Origin of the sequence: Polaribacter sp. AHE13PA, assembly GCF_019278505.1 — a bacterium.
Taxonomy (GTDB): Bacteria; Bacteroidota; Bacteroidia; order Flavobacteriales; family Flavobacteriaceae; genus Polaribacter.
Window position 1 is genome coordinate 1,702,328 of the sequence record NZ_CP058985.1, and the last position, 24,872, is coordinate 1,727,199.

28 protein-coding genes are annotated in these 24,872 nt (G+C 29.7%); 14 read left to right on the forward strand and 14 right to left on the reverse strand.

Annotated features, from left to right (window positions below):
• Positions 1 to 6 precede the first annotated feature (6 nt).
• Complete coding sequence (locus H0I28_RS07335) at positions 7 to 522, reverse strand: hypothetical protein (RefSeq protein ID WP_218730888.1); 516 nt, start codon at positions 520 to 522, stop codon at positions 7 to 9.
• Between the two features lie 212 nt (positions 523 to 734).
• On the opposite strand from H0I28_RS07335, the gene H0I28_RS07340 reads away from it, so the two are divergent.
• The gene (locus tag H0I28_RS07340; RefSeq protein ID WP_218761208.1) at positions 735 to 1,397 is read left to right on the forward strand and encodes a hypothetical protein; all 663 of its coding nucleotides are present in this window, start codon (positions 735 to 737) and stop codon (positions 1,395 to 1,397) included.
• 216 nt (positions 1,398 to 1,613) lie between these two features.
• Here H0I28_RS07340 and H0I28_RS07345 read toward each other — a convergent pair whose 3' ends face one another.
• Complete coding sequence (locus H0I28_RS07345) at positions 1,614 to 3,056, reverse strand: glyceraldehyde-3-phosphate dehydrogenase (protein ID WP_218761209.1); 1,443 nt, start codon at positions 3,054 to 3,056, stop codon at positions 1,614 to 1,616.
• 131 nt (positions 3,057 to 3,187) lie between these two features.
• A complete protein-coding gene (locus H0I28_RS07350; protein WP_218761210.1) occupies positions 3,188 to 4,576 on the reverse strand; it encodes a trypsin-like peptidase domain-containing protein in 1,389 nt (462 codons plus the stop codon).
• A 130-nt stretch (positions 4,577 to 4,706) separates the two neighbouring features.
• On the opposite strand from H0I28_RS07350, the gene dapF reads away from it, so the two are divergent.
• The 6 genes from dapF to H0I28_RS07380 all read left to right on the forward strand — a co-directional run bounded on the left by dapF (position 4,707) and on the right by H0I28_RS07380 (position 10,117).
• Positions 4,707 to 5,477, forward strand: coding sequence for a diaminopimelate epimerase (gene dapF / locus H0I28_RS07355; protein WP_218761212.1), 771 nt, complete (start codon positions 4,707 to 4,709; stop codon positions 5,475 to 5,477).
• A gap of 58 nt (positions 5,478 to 5,535) precedes the next feature.
• The gene (locus tag H0I28_RS07360; protein ID WP_218761214.1) at positions 5,536 to 6,825 is read left to right on the forward strand and encodes a hypothetical protein; all 1,290 of its coding nucleotides are present in this window, start codon (positions 5,536 to 5,538) and stop codon (positions 6,823 to 6,825) included.
• 115 nt (positions 6,826 to 6,940) lie between these two features.
• Positions 6,941 to 7,465 carry a GNAT family N-acetyltransferase gene (locus H0I28_RS07365; protein WP_218761216.1) on the forward strand — a complete coding sequence of 175 codons (525 nt, stop codon included), beginning with the start codon at positions 6,941 to 6,943 and terminating at the stop codon, positions 7,463 to 7,465.
• Between the two features lie 30 nt (positions 7,466 to 7,495).
• Positions 7,496 to 8,524, forward strand: a complete 1,029-nt coding sequence (gene mltG, locus H0I28_RS07370) for an endolytic transglycosylase MltG (protein ID WP_218761218.1) — start codon at positions 7,496 to 7,498, stop codon at positions 8,522 to 8,524.
• A 79-nt stretch (positions 8,525 to 8,603) separates the two neighbouring features.
• On the forward strand, positions 8,604 to 9,452 hold the full coding sequence (locus H0I28_RS07375; RefSeq protein ID WP_254712857.1) for a DUF2279 domain-containing protein: 849 nt from the start codon (positions 8,604 to 8,606) through the stop codon (positions 9,450 to 9,452).
• Positions 9,453 to 9,586: 134 nt separating this feature from the next.
• Positions 9,587 to 10,117, forward strand: coding sequence for a peptidoglycan-binding protein LysM (locus tag H0I28_RS07380; RefSeq protein WP_254712756.1), 531 nt, complete (start codon positions 9,587 to 9,589; stop codon positions 10,115 to 10,117).
• 35 nt (positions 10,118 to 10,152) lie between these two features.
• Here H0I28_RS07380 and H0I28_RS07385 read toward each other — a convergent pair whose 3' ends face one another.
• Positions 10,153 to 10,614, reverse strand: coding sequence for an Lrp/AsnC family transcriptional regulator (locus tag H0I28_RS07385; protein ID WP_218730897.1), 462 nt, complete (start codon positions 10,612 to 10,614; stop codon positions 10,153 to 10,155).
• 170 nt (positions 10,615 to 10,784) lie between these two features.
• On the opposite strand from H0I28_RS07385, the gene H0I28_RS07390 reads away from it, so the two are divergent.
• On the forward strand, positions 10,785 to 11,747 hold the full coding sequence (locus H0I28_RS07390; RefSeq protein WP_218761222.1) for an NAD-dependent epimerase/dehydratase family protein: 963 nt from the start codon (positions 10,785 to 10,787) through the stop codon (positions 11,745 to 11,747).
• Positions 11,748 to 11,751: 4 nt separating this feature from the next.
• Complete coding sequence (kbl, locus tag H0I28_RS07395) at positions 11,752 to 12,939, forward strand: glycine C-acetyltransferase (RefSeq protein WP_218761224.1); 1,188 nt, start codon at positions 11,752 to 11,754, stop codon at positions 12,937 to 12,939.
• A gap of 182 nt (positions 12,940 to 13,121) precedes the next feature.
• Here the strand turns inward: kbl and H0I28_RS07400 are convergent, their stop codons facing one another.
• From H0I28_RS07400 to dnaA, 3 genes are all read right to left on the reverse strand, one after another.
• Positions 13,122 to 13,826, reverse strand: a complete 705-nt coding sequence (locus H0I28_RS07400; protein WP_218730900.1) for an SAM-dependent methyltransferase — start codon at positions 13,824 to 13,826, stop codon at positions 13,122 to 13,124.
• A 118-nt stretch (positions 13,827 to 13,944) separates the two neighbouring features.
• Positions 13,945 to 14,397 carry a low molecular weight protein-tyrosine-phosphatase gene (locus tag H0I28_RS07405; protein ID WP_218761226.1) on the reverse strand — a complete coding sequence of 151 codons (453 nt, stop codon included), beginning with the start codon at positions 14,395 to 14,397 and terminating at the stop codon, positions 13,945 to 13,947.
• 111 nt (positions 14,398 to 14,508) lie between these two features.
• Positions 14,509 to 15,936: a chromosomal replication initiator protein DnaA gene (gene dnaA, locus H0I28_RS07410; protein WP_218730902.1), complete on the reverse strand. Its 1,428-nt coding sequence runs from the start codon at positions 15,934 to 15,936 to the stop codon at positions 14,509 to 14,511.
• 170 nt (positions 15,937 to 16,106) lie between these two features.
• Between dnaA and H0I28_RS07415 the strand changes: the two genes are divergently transcribed.
• Positions 16,107 to 16,505, forward strand: a complete 399-nt coding sequence (locus tag H0I28_RS07415; RefSeq protein ID WP_165733534.1) for a thioesterase family protein — start codon at positions 16,107 to 16,109, stop codon at positions 16,503 to 16,505.
• A gap of 36 nt (positions 16,506 to 16,541) precedes the next feature.
• Here the strand turns inward: H0I28_RS07415 and H0I28_RS07420 are convergent, their stop codons facing one another.
• Genes H0I28_RS07420 through H0I28_RS07440 form a run of 5 tightly spaced genes read right to left on the reverse strand, consistent with a single transcriptional unit; the run spans position 16,542 to position 20,127 of the window.
• A complete protein-coding gene (locus H0I28_RS07420; RefSeq protein WP_218761227.1) occupies positions 16,542 to 17,150 on the reverse strand; it encodes a YigZ family protein in 609 nt (202 codons plus the stop codon).
• 1 nt (position 17,151) lies between these two features.
• Positions 17,152 to 18,015 (reverse strand): EamA family transporter, encoded by an 864-nt coding sequence (locus H0I28_RS07425; protein WP_218730904.1) that lies wholly within the window; start codon positions 18,013 to 18,015, stop codon positions 17,152 to 17,154.
• A complete protein-coding gene (locus H0I28_RS07430; RefSeq protein ID WP_218761228.1) occupies positions 18,012 to 18,623 on the reverse strand; it encodes an HAD-IA family hydrolase in 612 nt (203 codons plus the stop codon). The genes H0I28_RS07425 and H0I28_RS07430 overlap by 4 nt, the downstream gene beginning before the upstream one ends.
• On the reverse strand, positions 18,616 to 19,662 hold the full coding sequence (gene ribD / locus H0I28_RS07435; RefSeq protein ID WP_218761229.1) for a bifunctional diaminohydroxyphosphoribosylaminopyrimidine deaminase/5-amino-6-(5-phosphoribosylamino)uracil reductase RibD: 1,047 nt from the start codon (positions 19,660 to 19,662) through the stop codon (positions 18,616 to 18,618). The genes H0I28_RS07430 and ribD overlap by 8 nt, the downstream gene beginning before the upstream one ends.
• Before the next feature lie 6 nt (positions 19,663 to 19,668).
• Positions 19,669 to 20,127, reverse strand: a complete 459-nt coding sequence (locus H0I28_RS07440) for an LEA type 2 family protein (protein WP_218761230.1) — start codon at positions 20,125 to 20,127, stop codon at positions 19,669 to 19,671.
• 52 nt (positions 20,128 to 20,179) lie between these two features.
• Here H0I28_RS07440 and H0I28_RS07445 point away from each other — a divergent pair, with 52 nt between their 5' ends.
• Genes H0I28_RS07445 through prmC form a run of 3 tightly spaced genes read left to right on the forward strand, consistent with a single transcriptional unit; the run spans position 20,180 to position 22,970 of the window.
• A complete protein-coding gene (locus H0I28_RS07445) occupies positions 20,180 to 20,671 on the forward strand; it encodes a GNAT family N-acetyltransferase (protein ID WP_218753893.1) in 492 nt (163 codons plus the stop codon).
• 3 nt (positions 20,672 to 20,674) lie between these two features.
• The gene (cls, locus tag H0I28_RS07450) at positions 20,675 to 22,099 is read left to right on the forward strand and encodes a cardiolipin synthase (RefSeq protein WP_254712858.1); all 1,425 of its coding nucleotides are present in this window, start codon (positions 20,675 to 20,677) and stop codon (positions 22,097 to 22,099) included.
• 7 nt (positions 22,100 to 22,106) lie between these two features.
• Entirely contained in the window at positions 22,107 to 22,970 is an 864-nt protein-coding gene (gene prmC / locus H0I28_RS07455) for a peptide chain release factor N(5)-glutamine methyltransferase (RefSeq protein WP_218761231.1), read from the forward strand.
• On the opposite strand, the gene H0I28_RS07460 is transcribed toward prmC, so the two are convergent.
• A complete protein-coding gene (locus H0I28_RS07460; RefSeq protein WP_218753897.1) occupies positions 22,967 to 23,803 on the reverse strand; it encodes a TIGR00266 family protein in 837 nt (278 codons plus the stop codon). The genes prmC and H0I28_RS07460 overlap by 4 nt on opposite strands.
• A gap of 284 nt (positions 23,804 to 24,087) precedes the next feature.
• On the opposite strand from H0I28_RS07460, the gene H0I28_RS07465 reads away from it, so the two are divergent.
• Positions 24,088 to 24,234 (forward strand): hypothetical protein, encoded by a 147-nt coding sequence (locus H0I28_RS07465; RefSeq protein ID WP_165733542.1) that lies wholly within the window; start codon positions 24,088 to 24,090, stop codon positions 24,232 to 24,234.
• 1 nt (position 24,235) lies between these two features.
• Here H0I28_RS07465 and H0I28_RS07470 read toward each other — a convergent pair whose 3' ends face one another.
• Positions 24,236 to 24,691, reverse strand: coding sequence for a DUF4442 domain-containing protein (locus H0I28_RS07470; RefSeq protein WP_218761232.1), 456 nt, complete (start codon positions 24,689 to 24,691; stop codon positions 24,236 to 24,238).
• Between the last annotated feature and the right edge of the window lie 181 nt (positions 24,692 to 24,872).

The window sequence follows — 24,872 nt, forward strand, 5'->3', positions numbered from 1 at the left end:
AAAAAATTAATCTTGTTGTTTTCCTGTTAATACACTTACCCTGTTTGAAAAAGGGTTTCCAGTAGAGCGCCTAAACGAAACTATTTGTCCAACATGCCAAATTGCATCTGCAATTGGTCCATTTATTACACACCAAAAAGAAAACTCTTTATCTGGAAATAAAATTTTATAATCAGAAACATCTTTACTTTCCCTAAGAATTGTACTTGCTTGCAATAAATTTTCTAGTGTTTTTTTCCTTTTTTCTACAAAAGTAAGCTCAGGTTGCTCACCTCCATTTACCTTTTTTAAAGTAGCATATAAAATTCTTATTGATAAATTATAAATATGATCTACCGTTTCTTCTGTTGTTCTTGCTTCTACATTTGGCTTAAAAGTTAAATCTTTTTCTACTAAACCATCTGTTGCCCAATAATATCTGAACCCCAAACCATCTATCATTCTACTAGTTGTTGAACCGGCAGTAAATTCTGGTGAAGGTTCTGGTATTTGAAAATAGGGTAAATTTTGATGAGATTTCATATAAAAACGGATTATTAAGGTGTGTAAAAATAGTAAAAAGAGGGTTGGCTACAAAAGTTTGTTTAATCAAAAAAACAGTATTAAATAATGAGCTATTTATAACTAAAAAAAGACTACTGCTTTCTGTTAAAAAAACAATAATACCACTAAATAACTTGTTATTAATTTGAATAATATGTAATTTACATGGACATTCAAAAATGAAGTAAAAAATGAAGTACGCTATTAAAATAAACAAAATTTCTACAGTAGATGACTTGGAAAATTCTTGGAGTATTGAAGATTACAAAGAACTTTTGGTACGTTTTGATTTTGCCAATAATGATGTAAATGAAATAAAGGAATTAAGAGAATTACTTTTTATGGCAATTTCGGATAAAGAACCTAATGAAGCAGCTGCTATTGTTTTAGACTATAAACTGTCTGATGTTTTAAATGAAGGACAAATAGATTCTCTTTCTTATGAAATGTTGGTGGATAAGATTTCTGAGGAATACCCAAAAATTGAATTACACAAAACACTCTTTATTATAAACCAACTTTTATACAAAGCTTTTAATGGAAAATTTCCAAATACAAAAGCAACTGTTGTAGATTTTGAAATTACTCCAGCTAGAAACGCTGAAACAAACATTACAAAAGAAATAACATTGAAATGTTTTGCTCTAAACTTAGATAGCCATAACGTAATTAAACGATTATTTGCTGATCAGTTAAATGCAGAAGAAGCTTTTGTGGAAGCTAATGATATTATTTGGTATTTAGAAAAAAATGAAACAGGCTACAGAATGACGACCTCTGAATATTTTATGAGTAAAGAAGAGTTTTTAAATGAAGAGTTTGAAGCTGTTATTGATTTCTTTGAGGAAGAATAAATAAGACTGTTATAATTGAAATTTTGATTTTCTAAAATAATTACAGAAGCTGCCAAACAAGTTTAGCCCTGATTGAAATGGCATCCTTTTTTTGTTTTTTCAAAAAAAGATATAATGGAAAGCAGGAAATTGCTTCTAAAAAATTAAAACCCGAAACAATAATATTTCGGGTTTTTACATTCAATTTTAATTGAATGAACTTGCACTAAGAGACTTTTAATAATAGGTATACCTTCTTACTTTGGCAATGTGTTTTGCTAGTCGCATTACTTGATGTGAATATCCATACTCATTGTCGTACCAAATATAAATTACAATAGTTTCCTTGTCTGTAATTGTAGATTTACTATCAAAAATTGAAGGTGCTGTAGACCCTAGAATATCTGAAGACACCAACTCATTGTCTAATGAATATTTAATTTGCTCTACCAAATCGCCTTCTAAGGCATATTTTTTTATAATTGAGTTTACACGTTCTGTAGAAACCATTGTATTTAACTGCAAATTAAGAATTGCCAAAGATCCATTAGGAACTGGAACTCTAATTGCATTAGATGTTAATTTACCTGCCAACGCAGGAATTGCCTTTGCAACAGCAGCACCTGCACCAGTTTCTGTAATAACCATGTTTAAAGCAGCAGCTCTTCCTCTTCTATTTTTACTATGCATATTGTCTACCAAATTTTGGTCGTTTGTGTATGCATGAATAGTTTCTAAATGCCCTTTTTTAATTCCGAAATTATCTTCTAATACTTTTAAAATTGGTGTAATTGCATTGGTTGTACAAGACGCTGCAGAAAAAACATCTACTACATCCGGATTGTATTTTTTGTGATTTACACCATGTACAATATTAGGAATTCCTTTTCCTGGAGCTGTTAACAAAACTTTGCTTGCTCCCTTTGCTTTTAAATGTCTTGCTAAAGCAACATCATCTCTAAAAGCACCAGTATTATCTATAATTAATGCGTCTTTAATTCCGTATTTGGTATAATCGATTTCTTCTGGATTATTTGCAGATATTAAATGAACTGTTGTGCCGTTTATAATTAAAGCGTTGTGTTCTACATCTATTTCTACAGTTCCTAAAAAATCTCCGTGCACAGAATCTATACTTAATAAAGAAGCTCTTTTTTCTAAAACTTCTCTATTTATTTCGCCACGAGTAACAATAGCTCTTAATCTTAATTGTGAGCCTTTCCCCATTTTAGACATGAGCTCTCTTGCTAATAAGCGTCCGATTCTACCAAAACCATACAAAACAACATCTTTAGGCTGAATGTTCTCTGATTCTGTAGCGCCTTTTAATTTGTTCCTTACAAAAGCCACTTTGTCGGCTCCTTTTATAGGACTTAAATAACACTCGTAAGCAAGTTTACCAATATCTAATTTAGAAGATGGTAAGTCTATCTGCTGAATTGCTTTTGCAATATCTAAGGCATCTTGTATAGAAATTGGTTTGTTTACAAATTCTTTAGCATAGTTTATTAAATTTAAAACTTCACTTGCTCTTTTGTCTATTAAAGTGTTTCTAAATAATACAAGTTCAATAGATTTATCATACCATAAATCATTTACAATAGTGATAAACTCTACTGTTGCTCTTCTATTTTGAGCTTGTTTAATTACCTCTTTTTCGTAATCTAAAATTATTGACATATTGAAAATTAAAATAAATTTCAGGCAAAAGTATTTCTTTTTCCTTAAACACGAAATCGATTTCGTAAAGTTTTCGTAAATAAAAAAATCCTGATAAATTATCAGGATTTTTAATATTGTAGTTATAGATCTTATCTGAAGGCATAACGCTCTCTTTCTCCATCTAGATTAATAACCTCTATATAAATTGGATGTCCAGCTCCAAAAGATGCATCTATTTCTTTTACCGCATCACTTGCATTTAAAACTGGTTTTTTATTAATTTTGGTAATAATATAGCCTTCCTTTACACCATAATAATTAAGATTTTTATTTTGATTGGTTATTATTCTAGCTCCTCCAGAAATATCAAATTTCTTAATTTCTTTTTTAGAAACATCTTTTAAAACAACTCCTAACTTTCTAGAAACATAAGCATCTTTTTTACTTAAGGTTATACTCTTAGTGATCTCTTCACCATCTCTATCTATCGTAATATTTACCAAATCGCCTGGTCTTTTTGCTGTTAGTTGACCTCTTAACTCAGAAAATTTAGAAATTTTTACATCATTTACCTTTTTGATAACATCACCAGCTTTTAAGCCTCCTTTTTGGGCACCACCATCATCACTAACTCCGCCAATCAACACGCCTTCTATATCTCCATCTTCTTGGTTTATATTGATTCCTAAAATAGCCTCTTGTACTGTACCAAACTCTAATAAATCATCAATTATTTTTTTAGCAATATTAGATGGTACTGCAAAAGAATACCCAATAAAAGAACCTGTTTTAGACGTAATTGCTGTATTAATTCCTACCAACTCACCACGTGTATTCACCAATGCTCCTCCACTATTACCAGGGTTTACAGCAGCATCTGTTTGAATAAATGAATCTGTAGAAGTAGTCCCTTCTAAATCTCTACCTTTTGCACTCACAATACCAGCAGTTACTGTAGAAGTTAAGTTATAAGGATTACCAACTGCTAAAACCCATTCTCCAATTTTTATATTGTCTGAATTAGCAAATGGAATGTAAGGCAAATCAAAATCTACATCAATTTTTAACAAAGCAATGTCATTCTCTTTATCTGTACCTATTAACGTTGCTTTATACTTCTGTTTATTATTTAATGTAATTTCAATATCTGAAGCTCCATCAACAACGTGATTGTTTGATACAATGTAACCGTCTTGTGAAATAATAACTCCACTACCTGTTCCAACTTGCTCAAACTTTCTAGTACCACTACTATTACCAAAGAAAAGATCTATTGGGTTAGATTGTGTTCTTATAGATGTGTTTTTAACATGCACTACAGCATGTACCGTATTTTCTGCTGCAACTGTAAAATCTACAGAGTTTGCTGTTGCATTTGCATTACTTAATGCAGGGTTATAGTTTGCAGTAACCGTTTTTACGGGGTGAGAAATAGTTCTTTCTATAACCACATTTTCATTAAATAGCATTTTATATCCGCCTAAAGTGATAGCGCCTCCTAAAACTGCCATTCCTAATAAACTTAATAATTTTTTCATGATTTTTAATTTTTATTACTCAAAGATACAATTATAACAATTTCAAAAAATCTGTTTAACTTGATTTTAACTGACTTTAACCGCTTTTTAACAGTGCTTTTTTATTCTTTAAATTCCTATATTTGTCCTAATGAATTTAGACTTTTATAAATACCAAGGAACCGGAAATGATTTTGTTATGATAGATAACAGAACTCTAACTTTTCCGAAAGAAAACATTGCCCTTATAGCGAAACTTTGTAATAGAAATTTTGGTGTAGGAGCGGATGGAGTTATCTTAATTGAAAACGATACCGATTTCGATTTTAGAATGATTTATTTTAATGCTGATGGAAGTCAGACTTTCTGTGGAAACGGAGGACGATGTGCTGTTGCTTTTGCAAAGTATTTAGAAATTATCAAAGCTAAAACGAGTTTTATTGCTGTTGATGGACCACATTTAGCGACCATTTACAACGGAATTGTTTCCTTAAAAATGATAGATGTTGATGAAATTACCGTGAAAGAAAACTCAGTTTTTGCTTATACAGGTACACAGCATCATGTAGAATTGGTAGATAATTTAGATAATTTCCCAGTTTTTGAAAAAGGAAAAGAAATTCGTTACTCTTATAGTGCTCCTGGAAGTAATGTCAATTTTGCACAGAAAATTAATGAGACTACTTTTAGAGTAAGAACCTATGAAAAAGGTGTTGAAGATGAAACTTTAGCTTGCGGGACCGGAGTTACAGCAGTTGCTATTGCTATGCATAAAACGGGAAAAACAGCTAGTAATTTAATTTCTTTACCCGTGGAAGGAGGAAATCTAGAAGTTTCTTTTTCTGAAGAAAATGGCGTTTATACAAATGTATATTTAAAAGGACCTGCTACTTTTGTTTTTAAAGGGAGTATTTCTTTTTAATTCATAATCTCAAATGAGGTTATTCTTTTGACGCTGATATCTATTACAAAAAACCATTATGAGTATTTTTAAAAATCTTTTTAACACAAAAAAAGACTCTACTAAAATATTTCCGAAAGAAAGTAATGAGGGAAATGTAAAAATTGAAAACAATCAAATTAGTTGTATAGATACTAACGGAATTCATACTTGTACCGTACACTTAAAAGATTTACAATATGCCTATATTACTATCAGAAATAATAAACTAGCTTATCTTTTCCTTTTTGATTACCATCAAAACCTTATCCCTGTTACCTATACTGGATTCAGCAAAGTTTATAAGGAATTATCTACTAAATTTAATTTTAAAGACGCTATCTTTTTTGAAAATATTGCAAAAAAAACCGTTTTAAAAAAAGAAATTTGGAGAAAGCACTATGTACCTACTTTTAAAATCTTAACATCTAATAATAACGACTACAACCTAGGTTTTGAAATTCAATCTACCCCCAAACAATTCATTTCTTGGGATACGACCTATGAGGAGTTAGAAAAAAATAAAAATACTCTATTTGAAAAGTCGCCTTACGGACAAAAATTACTAAAATTTAATGCTCCTGTGCGTATTGGAAATATCCTCTTAAAAGATTTTGGTGCTTATTTTGATAATGATAGAGCTGATGTTCCTGTTTTGCACTATTATACACATTGTTTTAATAATATAGCGACGGATGAAAGTTATTTACAGCTAAAGAAAATTTTAAACAAAGATTTAGCAAGCAGTAGAATGAATACCGGTTATGAACGAGCAGATCAAAAAAATATAAATTTCAATTTAAAAGGAATGCACTTGTCAATTTGTTATACATATGACAGTGATTGGCTTTTTAATGGTGGTTATACTTCTTTATCCATAGAAAATAAAAGAGAATACCCTTCATTACTACATAATGAAAGTTACGAAGAACTTATGGTTATTTCTGACTTCTTATTATTCAAAGGCAATATAAAAATGTCTGGTGACTATAGAAAAAACAAGAACATAAAAAACAGACCAGAAAAAATAAATCTTCAATTTAAAGACAATACCATTATTTGGGTTGATAATAAAAATAAAAAAATAGGATTCTCTAGTAATCACATTGCAGAATTATTTGATATCGATGAAATAAATTCATTCTGTATTCAAAATATTTTACCTGCAAAAGGAAGTGGTGGTGCTTATCTAGAATTAATAACAGATACTAAAAAGTACAACTACCCCATTTTTTATGAAGCTTGTAATTTCTTTGATACATACGCTTTAACAATAGAGAAAATAACAGGAAAGAAAGTAGTATTTGGTAAAGAATACTATGATTGTTAAACGAAAACTATTTTCATGCAACTCCAGGCTCTTTAAGATTATTATTTCCTTATTTTGCATTCTATAATCTATGTGCTTATTAAATTTTCCTTAAAGAAAACGAACTTCAGAAAAAATGATGACTTTAAACAGTATAAAAATAAACTTACGTGCTTTAGAACCCGAAGACTTAGATTTTCTATATCAAATAGAAAACAATGAGTCTTTTTGGGAAATTAGCCATACACAAACTCCTTTTTCTAAATTTATTCTAAGACAGTATTTAGAAAATGCGCATTTAGATATTTACGAGGCTAAACAATTACGCTTGTTAATTGAAGAAACGACCACGAAGAAACAACTAGGAATGATTGATTTGTTTGATTACAATCCGATGCATAAAAGAGCAGGAATTGGTATTTTAATTCACCCAGATTTTCAAAAAAAAGGCTTTGCCTCAGAAGCACTCTCTGTTTTAATTCAATATGCTTTCTCTTCTTTAAATATCCATCAACTATACGCCAATATTACTTCAGAAAATTCTAAAAGTATCTCCCTTTTTAAAAAACATCATTTTCAAAAAGTGGGTATTAAAAAAGATTGGATTTTATCCGAAGGAAAATTTAAAGATGAAGTTTTATTTCAGTTGATAAAAGACTAATTTTGCAATTCTAAAAAAATCAAAAAAACTTTGGGTAAAAAATTTATATACGCAGTTATTGCTACCGTTATTTTTATTAGTGGAATTATAGGATACCAATATTATCAAAAAATATTTGGAAAATCGATCACAAAAGATACAGAACTTTTCATCTACTCTTCTGACAGCTTAAGTGATGTGAAAGAAAAAATTTCTGATTTTTCTAAAAACACCAATACTTTTCTCTTAGTAGCTGCTAAGAAAAATCTTTCGAAACCAAAACCAGGTAGATATATTTTAAAAGAAGGAATGTCTAACAACGAATTGGTTAACCTTTTAAGAAGTGGTAACCAAACACCTATAAAGTTGTCTTTTAATAACCAAGACACTTTAGAAAAATTAGCAGGAAGAATTGCAGAACAATTAGAAGCAGATTCAATTTCTCTATTAAACTCTTTTAAAGACAAAGATTTCTTGTCTAAAAATAACCTGACAGAAAAATCTGTATTGCAAATTTTTGTTCCAAATAGTTATCAGTTTTACTGGACTACTTCAGCAGAAAACTTTAGAGACAAAATCTTTGTAGAATACAATCGATTTTGGAATAAAAGCAGATTGCAAAAAGCGAAAGCATTAGAATTATCTAAAGAAGAAGTGATCACTTTAGCTTCAATAGTTCAAAAAGAAACTGCAAAAAACATAGAAAGACCAATTGTTGCTGGTTTGTATTTAAATAGATTAAAAAAAGGTTGGCCTTTGCAAGCAGACCCAACAATTATCTATAGTGTTAAAGAACTTAAAGGACAAGATTATGTGGTAAAAAGGGTATTGACCGCAGATTTAGAAATAAACTCACCTTACAATACTTATAAAAATAAAGGTTTACCACCTACCTTAATTTCTATGCCAGATATTTCATCTATTGATGGCGTTTTAAATGCAGAAAAACATGACTATTTTTATATGTGTGCTAATGTAGATAAATTAGGGTATCATGCTTTTGCAAAAACACTTTCTCAGCACAATAGAAATGCAGCTAAATATCATCAATGGATGAACAAACAAAGCATTAATAGATAATTATTTACAAATTTAATCGTTGGGTTTGATTCGCAAAAAATACATTTCGTTTTATCTCTTATTTATATGCTCATTTTCTTTGTGTGCACAAAATTCATCATTTTATAAAAAATCTGATACTTTAAATACAAAAAGAAGAAATGCTATTATTCTCACTGAAAGCGTAATGGCTGGAGGCGCTTTAATTGGTTTAAATCAACTTTGGTACAAGGATTATCCACGTTCTGGTTTTCATTTTAAAAATGACAATAATGATTGGAAACAAATGGATAAAGTTGGCCACATGATGACTTCTTATTATATTGGTAAAATTGGAATGGAAGTTTTAGATTGGGCTGGTGTTTCTAGAAAAAATCAATTAATTTACGGAGCAACCTCTGGTTTTGCTTTTTTAACTGCTGTAGAAGTATTAGATGGTTTTTCTGATGAATGGGGTGCATCACCCGGAGATATTCTTGCAAATGCAGCAGGTACAGGATTGTTGGTTGGACAAGAATTACTTTGGAACGAGCAACGAATTACAGTTAAGTACTCTTTTCATCAAACCGAGTTTGCAAAACAACGACCAAATACCCTAGGAGAAAACTATTTACAACAAGCTTTAAAGGATTATAACGGACAAACTTATTGGCTTTCTGCCAATATTTGGTCTTTTAACAAGAAAAGTTCATTCCCTAAATGGTTAAATATCGCTTTAGGTTATGGAGCAGAAGGCATGCTTTATGGAAACTCAAATGCAGTAAACCCAATACAGCAAGATGCTTACCGACAATTCTATCTAAGTTTAGACCTCGATTTAACAAAAATTAAGACAAATTCGGAATTCTTAAAATCTGTCTTTTCTGTTGTAAACTTCATAAAAATACCTGCTCCTACTCTTGAAATCAACACCAAAGGAGCTTTAACATTTCATTATATGTATTTTTAATAAAATTTAACATATTGATTATCAGTATAATTAAATTTGGTTATACATTTGCACCCGCAAAACAGAAAATTTAGTTTATCAAAAAGTTTTTATTTTTAAGTATCGTATTTTTAGGATTTATCAACGCAACTTCTATTGATAAAAAAATAGGTACTCACAACAAAGTTACTTTCCCAAAATTTGTAGACTATAACATACCTTATTTACAAAAGGACTTTGTAGGTTTTAAAGAAGCATTAGCTTTTAAAGAATCTCAAGGAAGTTATACCGTAGTAAACACATTAGGATATTTAGGAAAATATCAATTTGGAAGAACAACTTTACGAAGATTTAAAATTTACAATACAACAGCATTTTTAAAAGATCCAGAATTACAAGAAAAAGCATTTATAGCTTTGTGTAAAGTAAATAAATGGATTTTAAGAAAAGACATTAGACGTTCTGTAGGAAAAACCATAAACGGTATTAAAATTACCGAATCTGGTATCTTAGCAGCCGCTCATTTAAGTGGTGCTGGAAACGTAAAAAAATATTTAAGAAGTAATGGTGTTGAAGGCTTTTCTGATGCTTATGGTTCTTCTATAAAGTCTTATTTAAAGAACTTTGGAGGTTATAATGTTTCTAATATTATAGCAGACCAAGACGCTACTGTTATTAATAGTTAATTAACAGAATACAGCTCTTAATAATACTATTATTTTTATATACAATAACCCGTGGTACGAGTTATTTCTTTTAAAACAAAATAACTTTCTAAGACACCAATATTCTCGATTTTAGAAAGTTTTAGTCTTACAAACTCATGATATTCATTAAGACTGCCTAAGTTAATTTTCAAAAAAAAGTCAACCTTACCAGCCATATGGTAACATTCTTGTACTTCTTTTAAACCTTTAATTTGCTTTTCAAATTTATCTATAAAGCCTTCATCGTGGTATCTTAATGACACCATACAAATTGCTGTAATAGGAATATTTAGAAGGTCTTTATTTATAAGTGCGACGTACTTTTTAATATACCCACGTTTTTCTAATCTTCTAACACGCTCATATACGGGAGAAGGAGTTAGATTAAGCATCTCTGCAACTTCTTTTGTTGTTTTTTTAGAATCTTCTTGAAGAATTCTTAAAATATTTAAATCTGTTTCGTCTATTTTTTCCATATAAAGATAAAATCACTTGTTAGTGGCCTACATCGCCCCATGTAAAAGTATTTAAAATTTTAATACTGATTAAATAAAGATAAAAATACTTATTTTTAAATTAAACCAAGTGAAATTAACTTTATAATTAATCAAATATTTAATTTTATCCTTTCAAAATTTTATTAAAAATGGATAAAGAAATTATTTTAATAACAGGTTCTAGTGGTCAATTAGGCACTGTTTTAGCTGAAAAATTACAAGAAAAATACGGGGTTAAAAATATAATAGCAACAGATCTAAGAGTAAATCCAACATTTAATGGGGTCTTTGAAACTCTAGATGTTACAGATTTTAATTCTATAGAAACAATTGTATTAAAATATAAAATTACTCAAATATACCATTTAGCAGCTATTTTATCTGCAAATGGAGAAAAACATCCATTAAGTACTTGGGACTTAAACATGAAAACTTTTTTTAATGTTTTAGAAGTATCTAGAATTCATAAAATAAGTAAAGTATTTTTCCCTAGCTCAATTGCCGTTTTTGGGAATAATATAGAACGTTTAAATACTCCTCAATCTTCCAATTTAACACCTTCTACGGTATACGGAATTAGTAAAGCTGCAGGAGAAAATTGGGGAAAATACTATTTTGATAAATATGGATTAGATGTACGATCATTAAGATATCCTGGTGTTATTGGTTATCAATCTTTACCGGGTGGAGGTACAACTGATTATGCTGTAGATATTTTTCATAAGGCTGTTAATAATGAGAATTATGAGTGTTTTTTAAACGCAGACACTACGTTGCCAATGATTTATATGGATGATGCTATAAGAGCCACCTTAGAATTAATGGAAGCTCCAAAAGATAAAATAACAGTAAGAACGTCGTATAACATTTCTGGTTTAAGCTTTAATCCAAATCAACTAGAAACTTGTATTAAAGAAAAATATACTGATTTTAAAGTAACTTATTCACCAGATTTTAGACAAGAAATAGCAAATTCTTGGCCAATGAGTATAGATGATCTAGATGCAAGAAAAGATTGGCAATGGAAACCAAAATTTAATATCAAGTCTTTAACAAAAGTGATGTTAAAAAACTTAGAACTTAAATATAATAATAACCTTATAAATTCATAATACTATGTACGGCACTATAAAAATCGATTTAAAAAAAGAATTAGAAACCATAAAATCTAATGGTCTTTTTAAAAGCGAACGTATATTGACTTCTAAACAAGGAGCAAATATTAGCACAGTTAACCAAGACAATGTTCTTAATTTTTGTGCCAATAATTATTTAGGATTAGCATCACACCCAGACGTACTAGAAGCAGGAATAAATGCTATAAAAACACATGGTTTTGGTCTTTCTTCTGTTCGATTTATTTGTGGAACACAAGATATTCATAAAGAATTGGAAGAAAAAACTGCCGCTTTTTTAGGAATGGAAGACTGTATTTTATATGCTGCTGCTTTTGATGCAAATGGAGGGTTATTTGAACCTTTACTTTCTGCTGAAGACGCTGTTATTTCTGACGCCTTAAACCACGCCTCTATTATTGATGGTATTCGTCTTTGTAAAGCAAAAAGATTTAGATATTCTCATAACAACATGGCAGATTTAGAAGAACAATTAAAACAAGCTAGCTCATCTAGACGTAGATTAATTGTTACAGATGGTTCATTTTCTATGGATGGAACCATAGCTCAATTAGATAGAATTTGTGATTTAGCAGACAAATATGATGCTTTAGTAATGATTGATGAATGCCATTCTACTGGTTTTATTGGTGCAACCGGAAGAGGTGTACATGAATACCACAATGTAATGGATAGAGTAGATATTATTACCGGAACTTATGGTAAAGCTTTAGGTGGTGCATCTGGTGGTTTTACAGCAGCAAGAAAAGAAATAGTTGCTATTTTAAGACAAAACTCTCGCCCTTATTTATTTTCAAACACGTTGGCTCCTGCAATTGTTGGTGCTACACTAAAGGTATTAGATAAAATAACAAAATCTACAGATTTACGAGATATACTAGAGCAGAACACTATGTATTTTAGATCTGAAATGACAACGGCTGGTTTTAACATTGTAGAAGGTACACACCCAATTGTACCAATAATGCTTTATGACGCTAAAATTGCTCAAGAATTTGCAAAACTCTTGCTAGATGAAGGTATTTACGTTATTGGTTTCTTCTTCCCTGTTGTACCCAAAGGAAAAGCAAGAATTAGAGTCCAATTGTCTGCCGCACATTCAAAAGAACATATCAAAAAAGCAATTGAAGCTTTTGTAACAGTTGGAAAAAAATTAAATGTTATTTAATATAACTAAGCAATAAGTCTAAATACATATTTATTTCATTTTTATACTTCAAAAAAAACACTTAATAATCTATAGATTATTAAGTGTTTTTTTTGAAGTATCTATTATAATCTTTATATCACAAAGTCTTTAATAAGACTTTAGTCTAAATAAAGTAATGTGCTATAGTAAATATAATTAGACTACTTATGAATAATAAAAATAGCTGGTTTCTTATGTAAGTCTGGCTGTTGATGTTTCCAGTCTTTAATCATCATGGTTTTAATATATTCTGACGGCAAAGTAATATCTGCCGCAATACATAAATTGGTAGTTGGCGATAAAGTTGCTTTTAAATCTGCCAACATTTTATCATTTCGATAAGGTGTCTCTATAAAAATTTGAGATTGATTTTTATCTTGAGAAATTCTCTCCAAATCTTTTATCGTTTTTTTTCTATCCGATTTATCAATAGGCAAATACCCGTTAAAAGCAAAGTTCTGTCCATTCATACCAGAACTCATCATTGCCATGATAATAGACGATGGTCCAACTAAAGGAATTACACGAATATTATTTTCATGTGCTAACTTAACAATACTTGCGCCGGGATCTGCAATTGCAGGCACACCAGCTTCAGACAATAACCCAACATTAACTCCTTCTTTACAAACATCTAAATATCTAGACGTTTCTAATTCTTCAGCATATTTGTCTAACAACATTAATTGAAGTGAAGGCTGAGATTTTTTAGGTGAGATTTTCTTAATAAATCTTCTTGCTGATTTTTCATTTTCAACAATATAGTAATCAATCTGTTCAACTACTTTTTTAACTGATAAAGGCATTACTTCTAAAGGTTCAGTTTCTCCTAAAGTAGTGGGGATTAAATAGAGTTTACCAATCATTTTTTTATATTTTAGATACAGTTTTCACGATTTTATACAAACTAAAAACGTAGAAATAATATTTTTATTTTTTTTGATACTTATCATACAGACTCACACTGATAAGGTGCATCCTTTTTTAAGACAAATTATCCGCAATAATATCACAGGCTTCATCTAACATCTTATACACATTTTCAAAACCTTCATTTCCTCCATAATATGGATCTGGAACGCTTAAATTTTTAGTAGGATGTGTTTCATTTAAAATCATTCGTACTTTTTGCTCATCAGTATTATTTCTGGCTAATGAGAGTATGTTTTGATAATTACTATCATCCATCGCAAAAATAATATCAAATTCGTCAAAATCTTTTACAACAAATTTTCTTGCTCTTTGCTTAGTAATATCTATTCCATGTTTTTGGGCAACTTCTATAGAGCGTCCATCCGGAAGTTTACCTATATGATATGCAGCCGTTCCTGCAGAATCTACAGAAACAATATTAGAATTTACTTTAGATTGTAAAATTCCTTCTGCTAAGGGAGAACGACATATATTCCCTAAACAAACCATCAATATTTTTTGCATAAAAATAATTTTTGATAAAAATAATTTTTGATAAAAATAAGAAACAATTACGCTCTTAAAAAATTTAAGAGCGTAAAATTAAATATCAATAAGTTTTTTGAAGTTCTCTTTTTAGAAAGTCAACTTTTTAGTTAAATCTTCCACATACTTTTTAAACTGCTTGTCGGTTTCTGTTAAGTTATCTACAGTTTTACAAGCATGCAATACCGTTGCATGATCTCTTTGTCCTATTTGATTACCAATACTTGCTAAAGAAGTCTTCGTTAATCTTTTAGCAAAAAACATAGCTAACTGACGTGCTTGTACAATATGACGTTTACGTGTTTTAGATTGCAAGGTTGCCACATCCATATCAAAATATTTAGAAACTTCTTTCTGAATATAATCTATAGAAACTTCCTTTTTGGTGTTTTTTACAAACTTATCTACAATCTGTTTTGCCAATTCTACAGAAAACTCTTTTCTATTAAAAGAAGCTTGTGCAATCATAGAAATAACAACACCTTCTAGTTCTCTTACGTTAGATTTTATATTTTTTGCAATATATTCTACAATATCTTCTGGCATTTCTACACCATCTCTGTACAATTTATTTTGCAAAATAGAAATTCTAGTTTCGTAATCTGGTGCTTGTAACTCAGCAGATAATCCCCATTTAAAACGAGATAATAAACGTTGCTCAATATCTTGCATGTCTACAGGTGCTTTATCCGAAGTTAAAATAACCTGTTTTCCATTTTGATGTAAATGGTTAAAAATATGAAAGAATACATCTTGTGTACCAGCTTTACCAGATAAGAATTGTACGTCATCAATAATTAACACATCTACCATTTGATAGAAATGAATAAAATCATTTCTTGTATTCGATTTTACAGAATCTATAAACTGTTGTGTAAATTTTTCTGAAGAAATATATAAAACAGTTTTATCTGGATATTTATCCTTGATATCTACACCAATAGCGTGCGCCAAATGTGTTTTACCTAATCCAACACCACCATACACTAATAATGGATTAAAAGAAGTTCCACCTGGCTTATTTGCCACTGCCATACCTGCAGAACGTGCTAATCTATTAGAATCTCCTTCTATAAAGTTAGCAAAACTATAATTAGGGTTTAATTGAGACTCAATCTTTACTTTTTGTAATCCTGGAATTACAAAAGGATTTCTTAATTCTCTTTTATTAGACTCTAAAGGAACAGTTACTCTTTGCGGCTTTAAAGGATCTCTGTTAGAACTTGGAATTTTAACAATTTGCGGTCTATTACTGCTGTAATTGTTTTCCATTTTTACATCGTAAATCAATTTGGCATCGTTACCTAATTGTTTTACCAATGCAACACGTAATAATTTGATATAGTGCTCTTCTAACCATTCGTAAAAAAATTTACTAGGCACCTGAATAGTCAACGCTTCGCCAGAAAGTTTTACCGGTTTTATTGGCTCGAACCAAGTTTTATATGCTTGCGGTTTTATGTTATCTTTTATAAAAGACAAACATTCATCCCAAACTGAGTCAGCATTTACAATCATTTAATTTTAGCGATTTTTTGTGTTATAATTAGGGTTTAAAAAGGGCTTATGATGCCTTTTTTAAGGTGGTACAAAAATGTGAATAAAATTCAGTATAAAAAAATCAATTTGCTATTGATTATTAACTATTTTTTACGTAGAATACACAAAACACTAATTAATTATATCACTTGAAAAAATCTATAACAAAAACTAGAATCCGATATTCCGAAACGGATCAGATGGGGGTTGTGTATCACGGTAATTACGCGCAATTTTTTGAACTAGGACGTACCGAATGGATGCGTTCTTTAGGGGTTACATACAAAGATATGGAATTAAGTGGGATAATGCTTCCTGTTATTTCTATAAATTTTAAATTTATAAAATCGGCCTTGTATGATGATGTTTTAACCATAAAAACCATATTGAAAAAGAAGCCCATGGTTAAAATTGAGTTTGATTATGAAATTGTAAATCAAAATGACGAACTCATTTGTACAGGAAGTTCTGTTTTAGCTTTTATGAATTCTAAAACGATGAAACCAACTCGCTGCCCTGATCATTTATTAAAAGGTTTGGGATATTAATTTTTTAAACAAAGAAAACTTTCTTGAACTAAAATATTACTCTAATTTTTTAATATCAACTTTATATAAAGTATCAAAAATAGTATAAATTGCTTGTGCATCTTTTTTTCTTATAGAAATGGTGTACTCGCAATTCATTTCTAATTTTTGATTGGTAATATCAATATTTTTCTCTTTAATAACCCTTTGTACAGCATTCATCATATCGTATTCAAAAGTTAACTTATAATAAATATTGATGGTTTTTTCTAAAATATCTGCAGCTTCTAAACTAATTTGAGCTGATGTTTTATATGCAGAAATTAAACCACCAACACCCAACTTTGTTCCTCCGAAATAACGGACAGAAACAATTAAAATATTGGTTACTTCAAAAGATTGTATTTGACCATAAATAGGTAAACCTGCAGAATTATTAGGTTCCCCATCATCATTTGCTCTAAATCTCACATCTTCAATACCCAATTGATAGGCATAACAAAAATGACGTGCAGCATGATGTTGCTTTCTTAAGTCTTCTAAATGTTCTTTTACATCTTCTTCTGATAAAACAGGAAAAACATACCCAAAAAACTTAGATCCTTTTTCTTTAAAAAGGGTTTCTTCAGATGGTTTTTTTATTGTTTTATAAACGTCTTCTAACATATTAAGCAATGGTTACTAAGACAATTCCTATAATTGCCAAAGCAACTCCTATTTTATTTTTTAAACTAAATTTTTCTTTAAACAACAATAATCCAACCAAGGTTGATACTACTACAACAGACACATTATTAATTGTAAATAAAGTAGAACTCTCAAAACCTGATGTTTGCATCGCTTTAATTAAAAATACAATTGTAAAATAATTAGGAACTCCCAAAACAATACCTGCAATTATATTTTTAAAACCAAATGGTTCTCTCTTTTGAAGCGTTTTTATCAATAAAATAAGCAATCCAAAAAAAGCAGCAAAACCAAATAAACTCCCAGAAAAAAGGGAGGTTTCATTATTTTGAACAAAATTTACTTCAACATATTTAAGTGTCGTATCAATTATACCTGAACCAAAAAAAAGTAATATTGGAAACACTAATCCGGCTTTATTCAAAGTACTTTTTTCTTCTTTTACAGAGGCTAAATAAACAGATAATAAGGCAATTAAAATACCAATAACTTTAAAGTAAGTAACCGATTCATCATATAAAATAATGCCAAAAACCACTGGAATAACTACAGACATTTTTCCTGCAACTGAAGCTACTGAAACTCCATTTTGTTGTGCTGTATTTGCCATTACAAAAAATACTGAAACAAATAAAGCACCTAAGATTATAGCACCAAAAAACCAAGGTTTCTGAGGTATTTCATTAAAAGAAAATGTAATTTCAGACAAACCGAAGCCTAAACAAAAGGCCACTAAATAATTTACAACAATTGCTTTTAAAGTGTCAATTTTATAAATATCGAAATATTTAAATATGACAAACAATAAGGTTGAAAAAAGAATGCTGAAAATTAAATAAATCAAAATAAATTTTCCTTTTTTGTAAATAATTCCGTTACCTCTTCTTCTCCCGGAATTAAATTCCAAGTATGAATGCCTAAGGTATTTGCAGAAACTGTATTTTCTTTAGTATCATCTATAAAAAGTGTTTCCTCCGCTATTAAATTATTCCCATTCAACACAAATTCATAAATATTAACATTTGGTTTTCTTAAATGAATTTCGTGCGTTAAATAAAATTGTTCGAAACAGATTTTAAAGGAATTGTAGAATTCACTTCCAACATTATTTTGAATCCAAGAAATATGCAAATCGTTGGTATTACTCAATAAAAATAATCTGTATTTTTTACTTTCTGCTAATTCCTGAATAAACTTTAATCGGTTTTTTGGAAAATCTAACAGAATAGAATTCCAAGCTTTTACTAATTTTTCTTTTGAAACATTGAACTTAGCTTCAAAAAAAGCAACAAACTCTTCTGTAGAAATTAAGCCCATTTCGTACTCGTTCAAAATTGGTAAATTGACTTCTGCTTCTTGCGAAATCCCTAAGTCCAGTAATTCTTTTGCAAAACGTTTTTTATCTAGGTTGATAAAAATATCGCCAAAATCGAAAATGATGTTTTTAATCATTTGTATATATTTTTAAAACATCTGTTTTGATGTTTATTTCTTCTTTAACTACTTTCTTAAAAACAGGTGCCTTCACTCCTACTTTAAAAGTGGTTTCCCCTACAAAAAGCCTCGCTTCATCCCAGAGATTTTCATCTATAAAAGTTTGTAAAGTCTGCGTACCTCCTTCTATAATTACAGATTGAATTTGGTGCTTTTGTAAAACATTGCAAACTTGTTTTGCTAGATTATGAGAGAAATCTATGGTTTCAAGAATTAGTTCTCGACTACTCTTGAACAGATATTCTTCTTTTTCTGTAATGATAATCGTCTTTACACTTCCGTCTAAAACACTACTATTTTCTGGAATTCTTAAAGTACGATCTAAAACAATTCTAACAGGATTTTGACCAGTCCAACTCCTAACATTTAATTTAGGATTGTCTGCAATAACCGTATTTGTTCCTACTAAAATTGCGTGTTCTTGTGCTCGCCATTTGTGGACTAACTGCTGAGAATATGGGTTAGAAATCCAAACTGGTTTCTGCTCATCTTTTGTTAAAGGAGCAACAAATCCGTCTTTAGTTTGTGCCCATTTTAAAATAATATAAGGTCTTTTTTTATTCTGAACCGTAAAAAAACGATTGTGATGTTCTTTACACTCATCTTCTAAAACGCCAACAGTTACATTAATCCCTGCATTTATAAGACGTTCAATTCCTTTACCAGCAACCAAACTATTAGAATCTACACAACCAACAACAACATTCTTCAGTTGATGTTTTACAATTAAATCTGCACAAGGTGGCGTTTTACCAAAATGAGAACAAGGTTCTAAAGTTACGTAGATCGTTGCCTCTTTTAAAAGTACTTTGTCTTTTACGGCATTAATTGCATTTACTTCTGCATGATTACCACCATAAGCAGATGTAAAACCTTCTCCAATAATTTTATTTTGATATACTACAACTGCCCCCACAGAAGGATTAGGACGTGAAACGCCTACCCCATTTTTGGCTATTTGTAAGCAACGTTTTATGTATAATTTGTGATCTATCACTAACAATTAAAATTTGATTTCCTGAATTTGATCTATCGGATATACACTAGAATACCCGAAAACCTTGTATTTTAAATCTCCTGTAAATTGCACTTTTATAGATTTATTTAAAAATGAATTTAGCAGACCTCCTAAGATTCCGTTTTTGTTATTATCAAAGACTTTTTTAGCAGGAATTACCACCATTAAAGGTATAGAAAACTCCTTTCTTGCTGGTACTTCAAATTCATCTGAAGAAACCTGTGCAACTTCTGCACCGTTTACAATCACCTTAATTTCATCCGTAGAAATAACACCACCAACATCATTTGGGTTTTCAAAAAAAGCTGACGCTTTTAAACGAATAGTATCTCCCTTAAAAGAAGATACCTTTACATTATCTACCTTTATAAAAATAGGTTTTTCCCTTACAGAACAACTTGTAATGAATGTAAAGAAAAGTACAAAATATATAAGGTTTTTCATGTTCAATATTTAAAAAAAAAGGTAAATTGCTCTTGCAAAAATACAGTAATAAATGAAAAGTACAGATTTTATCATTAGAGAAATTCAATCTAAAGACAATGCACAAATGGCAACTGTAATCAGAGAAGTTCTTTTAGAAATGGGTGCACCAAAAATTGGTACTGCCTACGAAGACAAAGCTACTGATAAAATGTTTGAAAACTTTGAAAAACCAACCTCATTTTATTATGTTGTAGAGCATAATAACAAGGTAGTTGGAGGCGCAGGAATTGCACAATTAGATAATTTTGAAGGGAATACGTGCGAGCTTCAAAAAATGTATTTTTTACCGATAACACGAGGAAAAGGTTTGGGTTCTAAATTAATAAATACTTGCTTAGAAAAAGCAAAAACAATTGGTTTTGAAAACTGCTATTTAGAAACTATGCCTTATATGAATGCTGCACAAGCATTGTACAAAAGGAATGGTTTTGTAAATCTTGACAAACCTATGGGAAATACCGGACATTATTCTTGCCCTGTTTGGATGCTTAAAAAATTATAAAAATTGATATATACTATTCTCTTATCGATACACCTTGTACTGTTTAGTTGGGCTTTTTACAATATTTTATATTTTGGCGTAAAACCTTCTAAATCTTTAAGCTGGATTTTAATTACACTCTTATTTCCTTTCATGGGGGTTTTTGCTTTTATTTTATTCGGCATTAATAGAAGAAAAATAAAATACTTTGAACTTAAAGAGACTAAAAAAAGGAAAGATTACATTGAAAAGAATCGCAAAAATGAAAAAAATAAAAATGTAGCTGTACTTAAGAGTCGCAAAGCTTCTAAAATATCTAATCTAATTTTTAATAACACAAACTTACCGCTACAATTAAATAATGATGTTGTAGTCTTAAAAAGTGGAAAAGAAACTTTTGAAGCACTTTTTAAAGCTATTAAGAATGCTAAATCATTTATCCATTTACAATATTACATTATTGAAAATGGAGAAATTCTCAACAATATTATTAACTTATTAGAGCAAAAACGAAAAGAAAATGTAGAAGTCCGTATTTTATACGATTCTATAGGAAGCTTTCCCTTAAACAAAAAAACCATACAACACCTAAAAGAAATAGGTGTAAAAATATATCCAGAAACTCCTTTTAAATTTGGAAGCTTTCTTTTTTCTTTAAATTATAGAAATCATAGAAAAATTGCAATTATAGATAATGAAATTGGTTTTACAGGTGGCGTAAATATTTCTGATGAATATATTACAAAAGACACCGATTTAGGTATTTGGCAAGATGCACATGTACAAATATCTGGTTGTGCAGTCGCTAATTTACACGATACTTTTTTAAAAGATTATTACTACGCAACAGATATAGATTTAAGTCAGAAAGAAAAATACAATACGGTTTGTAACGCTGAAGGAAACACTAAAATACAAATTGTTTCTAGCGGTCCAGATTACAAACAACCTGTTGTAATGCAACAATATTTGAGCCTTATTAATTTAGCAGAAAAGAGTATTTGTGTATTAAACCCATATTTTATACCTACTTACTCTATATTAGAATCGTTTAAAATTGCAGCTTTAAGTGGTGTAAAAGTAACTTTATTATTACCTAAAGTTACCGATTCTAATATAGCTACCTATAGTATGTATTCTTATTTTGAGGGTTTATTAAAAGCCGGAGTAGATATATATTTAAGGGACGATTTCTCGCACAGTAAAGTTATATTTATTGATGATGAGATTGCTTCAATCGGTTCTACCAATTTTGATTGTAGAAGCTTTGAACATAACTATGAATTAAATGCTTTAATTTTTGATGAAGAAATTACTTCAGAAATATCAAAAGAATTCAATGAAAGAAAAAATTTAGCCACCAAAATAACTCTAGAAGATTTCTTAAACAGATCTAACAAACAAAAAACACTTGAACGTCTTGCTAGATTTTTAAGCCCTTTATTATAAACTATCTATGACACTTCAAAATTTTCGTATTTTTTTTAACAGTGAATTATCAACGATCTATCCAAAAACAGAAATTGATTCTTTCTTTTTTCTGTTGATAGAAGTAAAACTGAACCTACAAAGAATCGATACCGTTTTAAAACCAGACTTTTTAATTGACGAAAGTATTTTATCAGAAATAAAAAATATTGTAAAAAGACTTCAAAAAGAAGAACCTATTCAGTATATTTTAGGAGAAACTGAGTTTTATAGTTTACCCTTTTTAGTAGATGAAAATACCTTAATACCAAGACCGGAAACAGAAGAACTAGTAGAATGGGTTATCAATGAAATTCAAGAAATAAGAAGTAAAAATCAAGACAATAAATTAAATATTCTTGATGTAGGAACAGGTACAGGTTGCATTCCTATTTCTTTGGCTAAGAACTTAAATAACGTTTCTATTTCTGCTATAGATGTTTCTTTAGAAGCTTTAAAAAAAGCAAAGCAAAATGCAGTTTTAAATAAAGTTGACATTACTTTCTTAGAAATAGATATTTTAAAAGCTAAAGAATTGCCTAAAAAATATGACTTCATAATTTCTAATCCTCCTTATGTTAGAGAATTAGAAAAGATAGAAATAAACAATAATGTATTACAAAACGAACCACATCTTGCCCTTTTTGTTGATGACGAAAACCCACTAATTTTCTATAAAAAAATTGCAGATTTAGCAAAACAATACCTTACTAAAAACGGATTGTTATTTTTTGAAATCAATCAATATTTAGGAAAAGAAACCTTAGAAATGCTACAACAAAAAGGGTTTAAAAACATAGAATTAAAAAAAGATTTTTCTGGAAATGACAGAATGATAAAAGCTACATATTAAAATCGATTATCACCATCTAATAAATCTCCTATTCCACCTAAAACACTTCCTTCTCCTCGCTTTCCACTTCCTGTTCTTGGCGCCATTGACAAAACTCTTCCTGCCAATCTACTAAAAGGTAAAGATTGAATATACACAGTTCCTGGCCCTTTTAAAGAAGCAAAAAACAATCCTTCACCTCCAAAAACAGTATTTTTAATACCACCAACAAACTCAATGTCATAATCTACATCTTGAGTAAAACCAACAATACACCCCGTATCTACCTTTAAAACTTCACCTGGTTGTAATACTTTTTTCGCCATGGTTCCTCCTGCATGAATAAAACTTAAACCATCTCCCTCTAATTTTTGCATAATAAAACCTTCGCCACCAAACAAGCCTCTCCCTAATTTTTTAGAAAACTCTATTCCAATAGAAACACCTTTTGCTGCACAAAGAAATGCATCTTTTTGGCAGATAAACTTCCCTCCAAATTCTGTTAAATCAATCGGAATAATTTTACCAGGATACGGAGACGCAAATGAAATTTGTTTTTTTCCAAAGCCATCATTGGTAAAAACAGTCATAAATAAACTTTCGCCAGTTAAAATTCTTTTTCCTGCTGAAAAAATCTTTCCTAATAAGCCTGTTTCTTGATTAGAACCATCACCTAAAATAGTATTCATTTTAATATTATCATCCATCATCATAAAAGTACCTGCTTCTGCAACAACTCCTTCTTGCGGATCTAACTCAATTTCTACAAACTGCATTTCTTCTCCAAAGATTTTATAATCAATCTCGTGAGCATTTCTATTGTTTGAGTTTTGTGGAATTTTATCTTGAAACATAATTCAATTTTTAAGGTTAATACATTAATTAGAAGATTTTAAAGGGTATTTGTTACACCAAAAAACTATTTTTTTAAATTTAGTGAATTTTACTTCAATCTAAATAAGTACATTTTTTTGATACATTACTTCTTATGAAAGGTTTATGTAAAGAACCTTTTAAATTTTTGTTAATAAAGCCAAAACAGCCGTTTTCTAATTATTTATGAGTAGAAAAAGCAATATTTTTGCAGTGATAAAAAGAAAAACTATATTTAATACACGAATTAAAAAATAAAAAAATTATGAAATATTTATCTCCAGAAATAGAAGCTTTATCTAAAAAATTTGAAGTAACAAAATCTTTAGCGCGTACAAATGTATCTTGTGGTATTTTTCAAGAATGTGATTATAACGAAGAAAGACCAGAACTATATAAAGGTAAAGAATAAACTACTTTTTCACTCTTAAACTCCAATGGAATTGAAATCTAGAAATCACTACTCCATCTTTATTTTTTCCTTCGGATGTTAAAATAATAACCTGCCCTTCTACAGTTTTAATAGATTCTTGAATTGCTTCTCGAATTTCATTTCCTCCTTTACAAGAAAAAAGAATTCTTCCCGTAGCTTTTTTAAAGAACTGCGCTTCTTGCTGGGTCACCAACATAGATACTTTTACCTTAGAATCGTCTATTGCCTTCATTACCAAAACACCTGTTGGCATTTCTGCCGCCATACCTTGTGCAGCCCAAAACATACTTCTAAACGGGTTTTGATTCATCCATCGATGTTTTATAGAAACCACCACTTCTGTATCTGTAATAGTGCGCACTCTTACGCCTCCTAAATATGCTAAAGGCAATTTTACAAGGTTAAAAAGATTGACTTTTCTCGGAGTAAATTTCATTTTATATATTTAATTAATTTTAAAAAATACTATTAAAGTTGACAAGGTAGTTAAAATAAATGAAACCAAAACCCAATAACAACAACGGATACAAGACTTTTTAATAGCTTTTTTAACCAAAAATAAAAATGTTAAAGAAATGTTAAATACAGTACTATGTATTGCATAATACCTTTTTAAA

Excerpts from the sequence above, each read along its gene's own strand:
- H0I28_RS07440 (WP_218761230.1), bottom strand. The coding sequence starts at position 20,127 with ATGAAAAACCTTATATATTTTGTACTTTTCTTTACATTCATTACAAGT.
- H0I28_RS07350 (WP_218761210.1), bottom strand. The coding sequence starts at position 4,576 with ATGAAAAAATTATTAAGTTTATTAGGAATGGCAGTTTTAGGAGGCGCT.
- H0I28_RS07470 (WP_218761232.1), bottom strand. The coding sequence starts at position 24,691 with ATGAAATTTACTCCGAGAAAAGTCAATCTTTTTAACCTTGTAAAATTG.
- H0I28_RS07390 (WP_218761222.1), top strand. The coding sequence starts at position 10,785 with ATGGATAAAGAAATTATTTTAATAACAGGTTCTAGTGGTCAATTAGGC.
- dnaA (WP_218730902.1), bottom strand. The coding sequence starts at position 15,936 with ATGATTGTAAATGCTGACTCAGTTTGGGATGAATGTTTGTCTTTTATA.
- H0I28_RS07335 (WP_218730888.1), bottom strand. The coding sequence starts at position 522 with ATGAAATCTCATCAAAATTTACCCTATTTTCAAATACCAGAACCTTCA.
- H0I28_RS07445 (WP_218753893.1), top strand. The coding sequence starts at position 20,180 with ATGAAAAGTACAGATTTTATCATTAGAGAAATTCAATCTAAAGACAAT.
- H0I28_RS07345 (WP_218761209.1), bottom strand. The coding sequence starts at position 3,056 with ATGTCAATAATTTTAGATTACGAAAAAGAGGTAATTAAACAAGCTCAA.
- H0I28_RS07420 (WP_218761227.1), bottom strand. The coding sequence starts at position 17,150 with ATGTTAGAAGACGTTTATAAAACAATAAAAAAACCATCTGAAGAAACC.
- H0I28_RS07365 (WP_218761216.1), top strand. The coding sequence starts at position 6,941 with ATGATGACTTTAAACAGTATAAAAATAAACTTACGTGCTTTAGAACCC.
- H0I28_RS07430 (WP_218761228.1), bottom strand. The coding sequence starts at position 18,623 with ATGATTAAAAACATCATTTTCGATTTTGGCGATATTTTTATCAACCTA.
- kbl (WP_218761224.1), top strand. The coding sequence starts at position 11,752 with ATGTACGGCACTATAAAAATCGATTTAAAAAAAGAATTAGAAACCATA.
- dapF (WP_218761212.1), top strand. The coding sequence starts at position 4,707 with ATGAATTTAGACTTTTATAAATACCAAGGAACCGGAAATGATTTTGTT.
- prmC (WP_218761231.1), top strand. The coding sequence starts at position 22,107 with ATGACACTTCAAAATTTTCGTATTTTTTTTAACAGTGAATTATCAACG.
- H0I28_RS07465 (WP_165733542.1), top strand. The coding sequence starts at position 24,088 with ATGAAATATTTATCTCCAGAAATAGAAGCTTTATCTAAAAAATTTGAA.
- H0I28_RS07460 (WP_218753897.1), bottom strand. The coding sequence starts at position 23,803 with ATGTTTCAAGATAAAATTCCACAAAACTCAAACAATAGAAATGCTCAC.
- H0I28_RS07360 (WP_218761214.1), top strand. The coding sequence starts at position 5,536 with ATGAGTATTTTTAAAAATCTTTTTAACACAAAAAAAGACTCTACTAAA.
- H0I28_RS07400 (WP_218730900.1), bottom strand. The coding sequence starts at position 13,826 with ATGATTGGTAAACTCTATTTAATCCCCACTACTTTAGGAGAAACTGAA.
- H0I28_RS07405 (WP_218761226.1), bottom strand. The coding sequence starts at position 14,397 with ATGCAAAAAATATTGATGGTTTGTTTAGGGAATATATGTCGTTCTCCC.
- H0I28_RS07385 (WP_218730897.1), bottom strand. The coding sequence starts at position 10,614 with ATGGAAAAAATAGACGAAACAGATTTAAATATTTTAAGAATTCTTCAA.
- H0I28_RS07340 (WP_218761208.1), top strand. The coding sequence starts at position 735 with ATGAAGTACGCTATTAAAATAAACAAAATTTCTACAGTAGATGACTTG.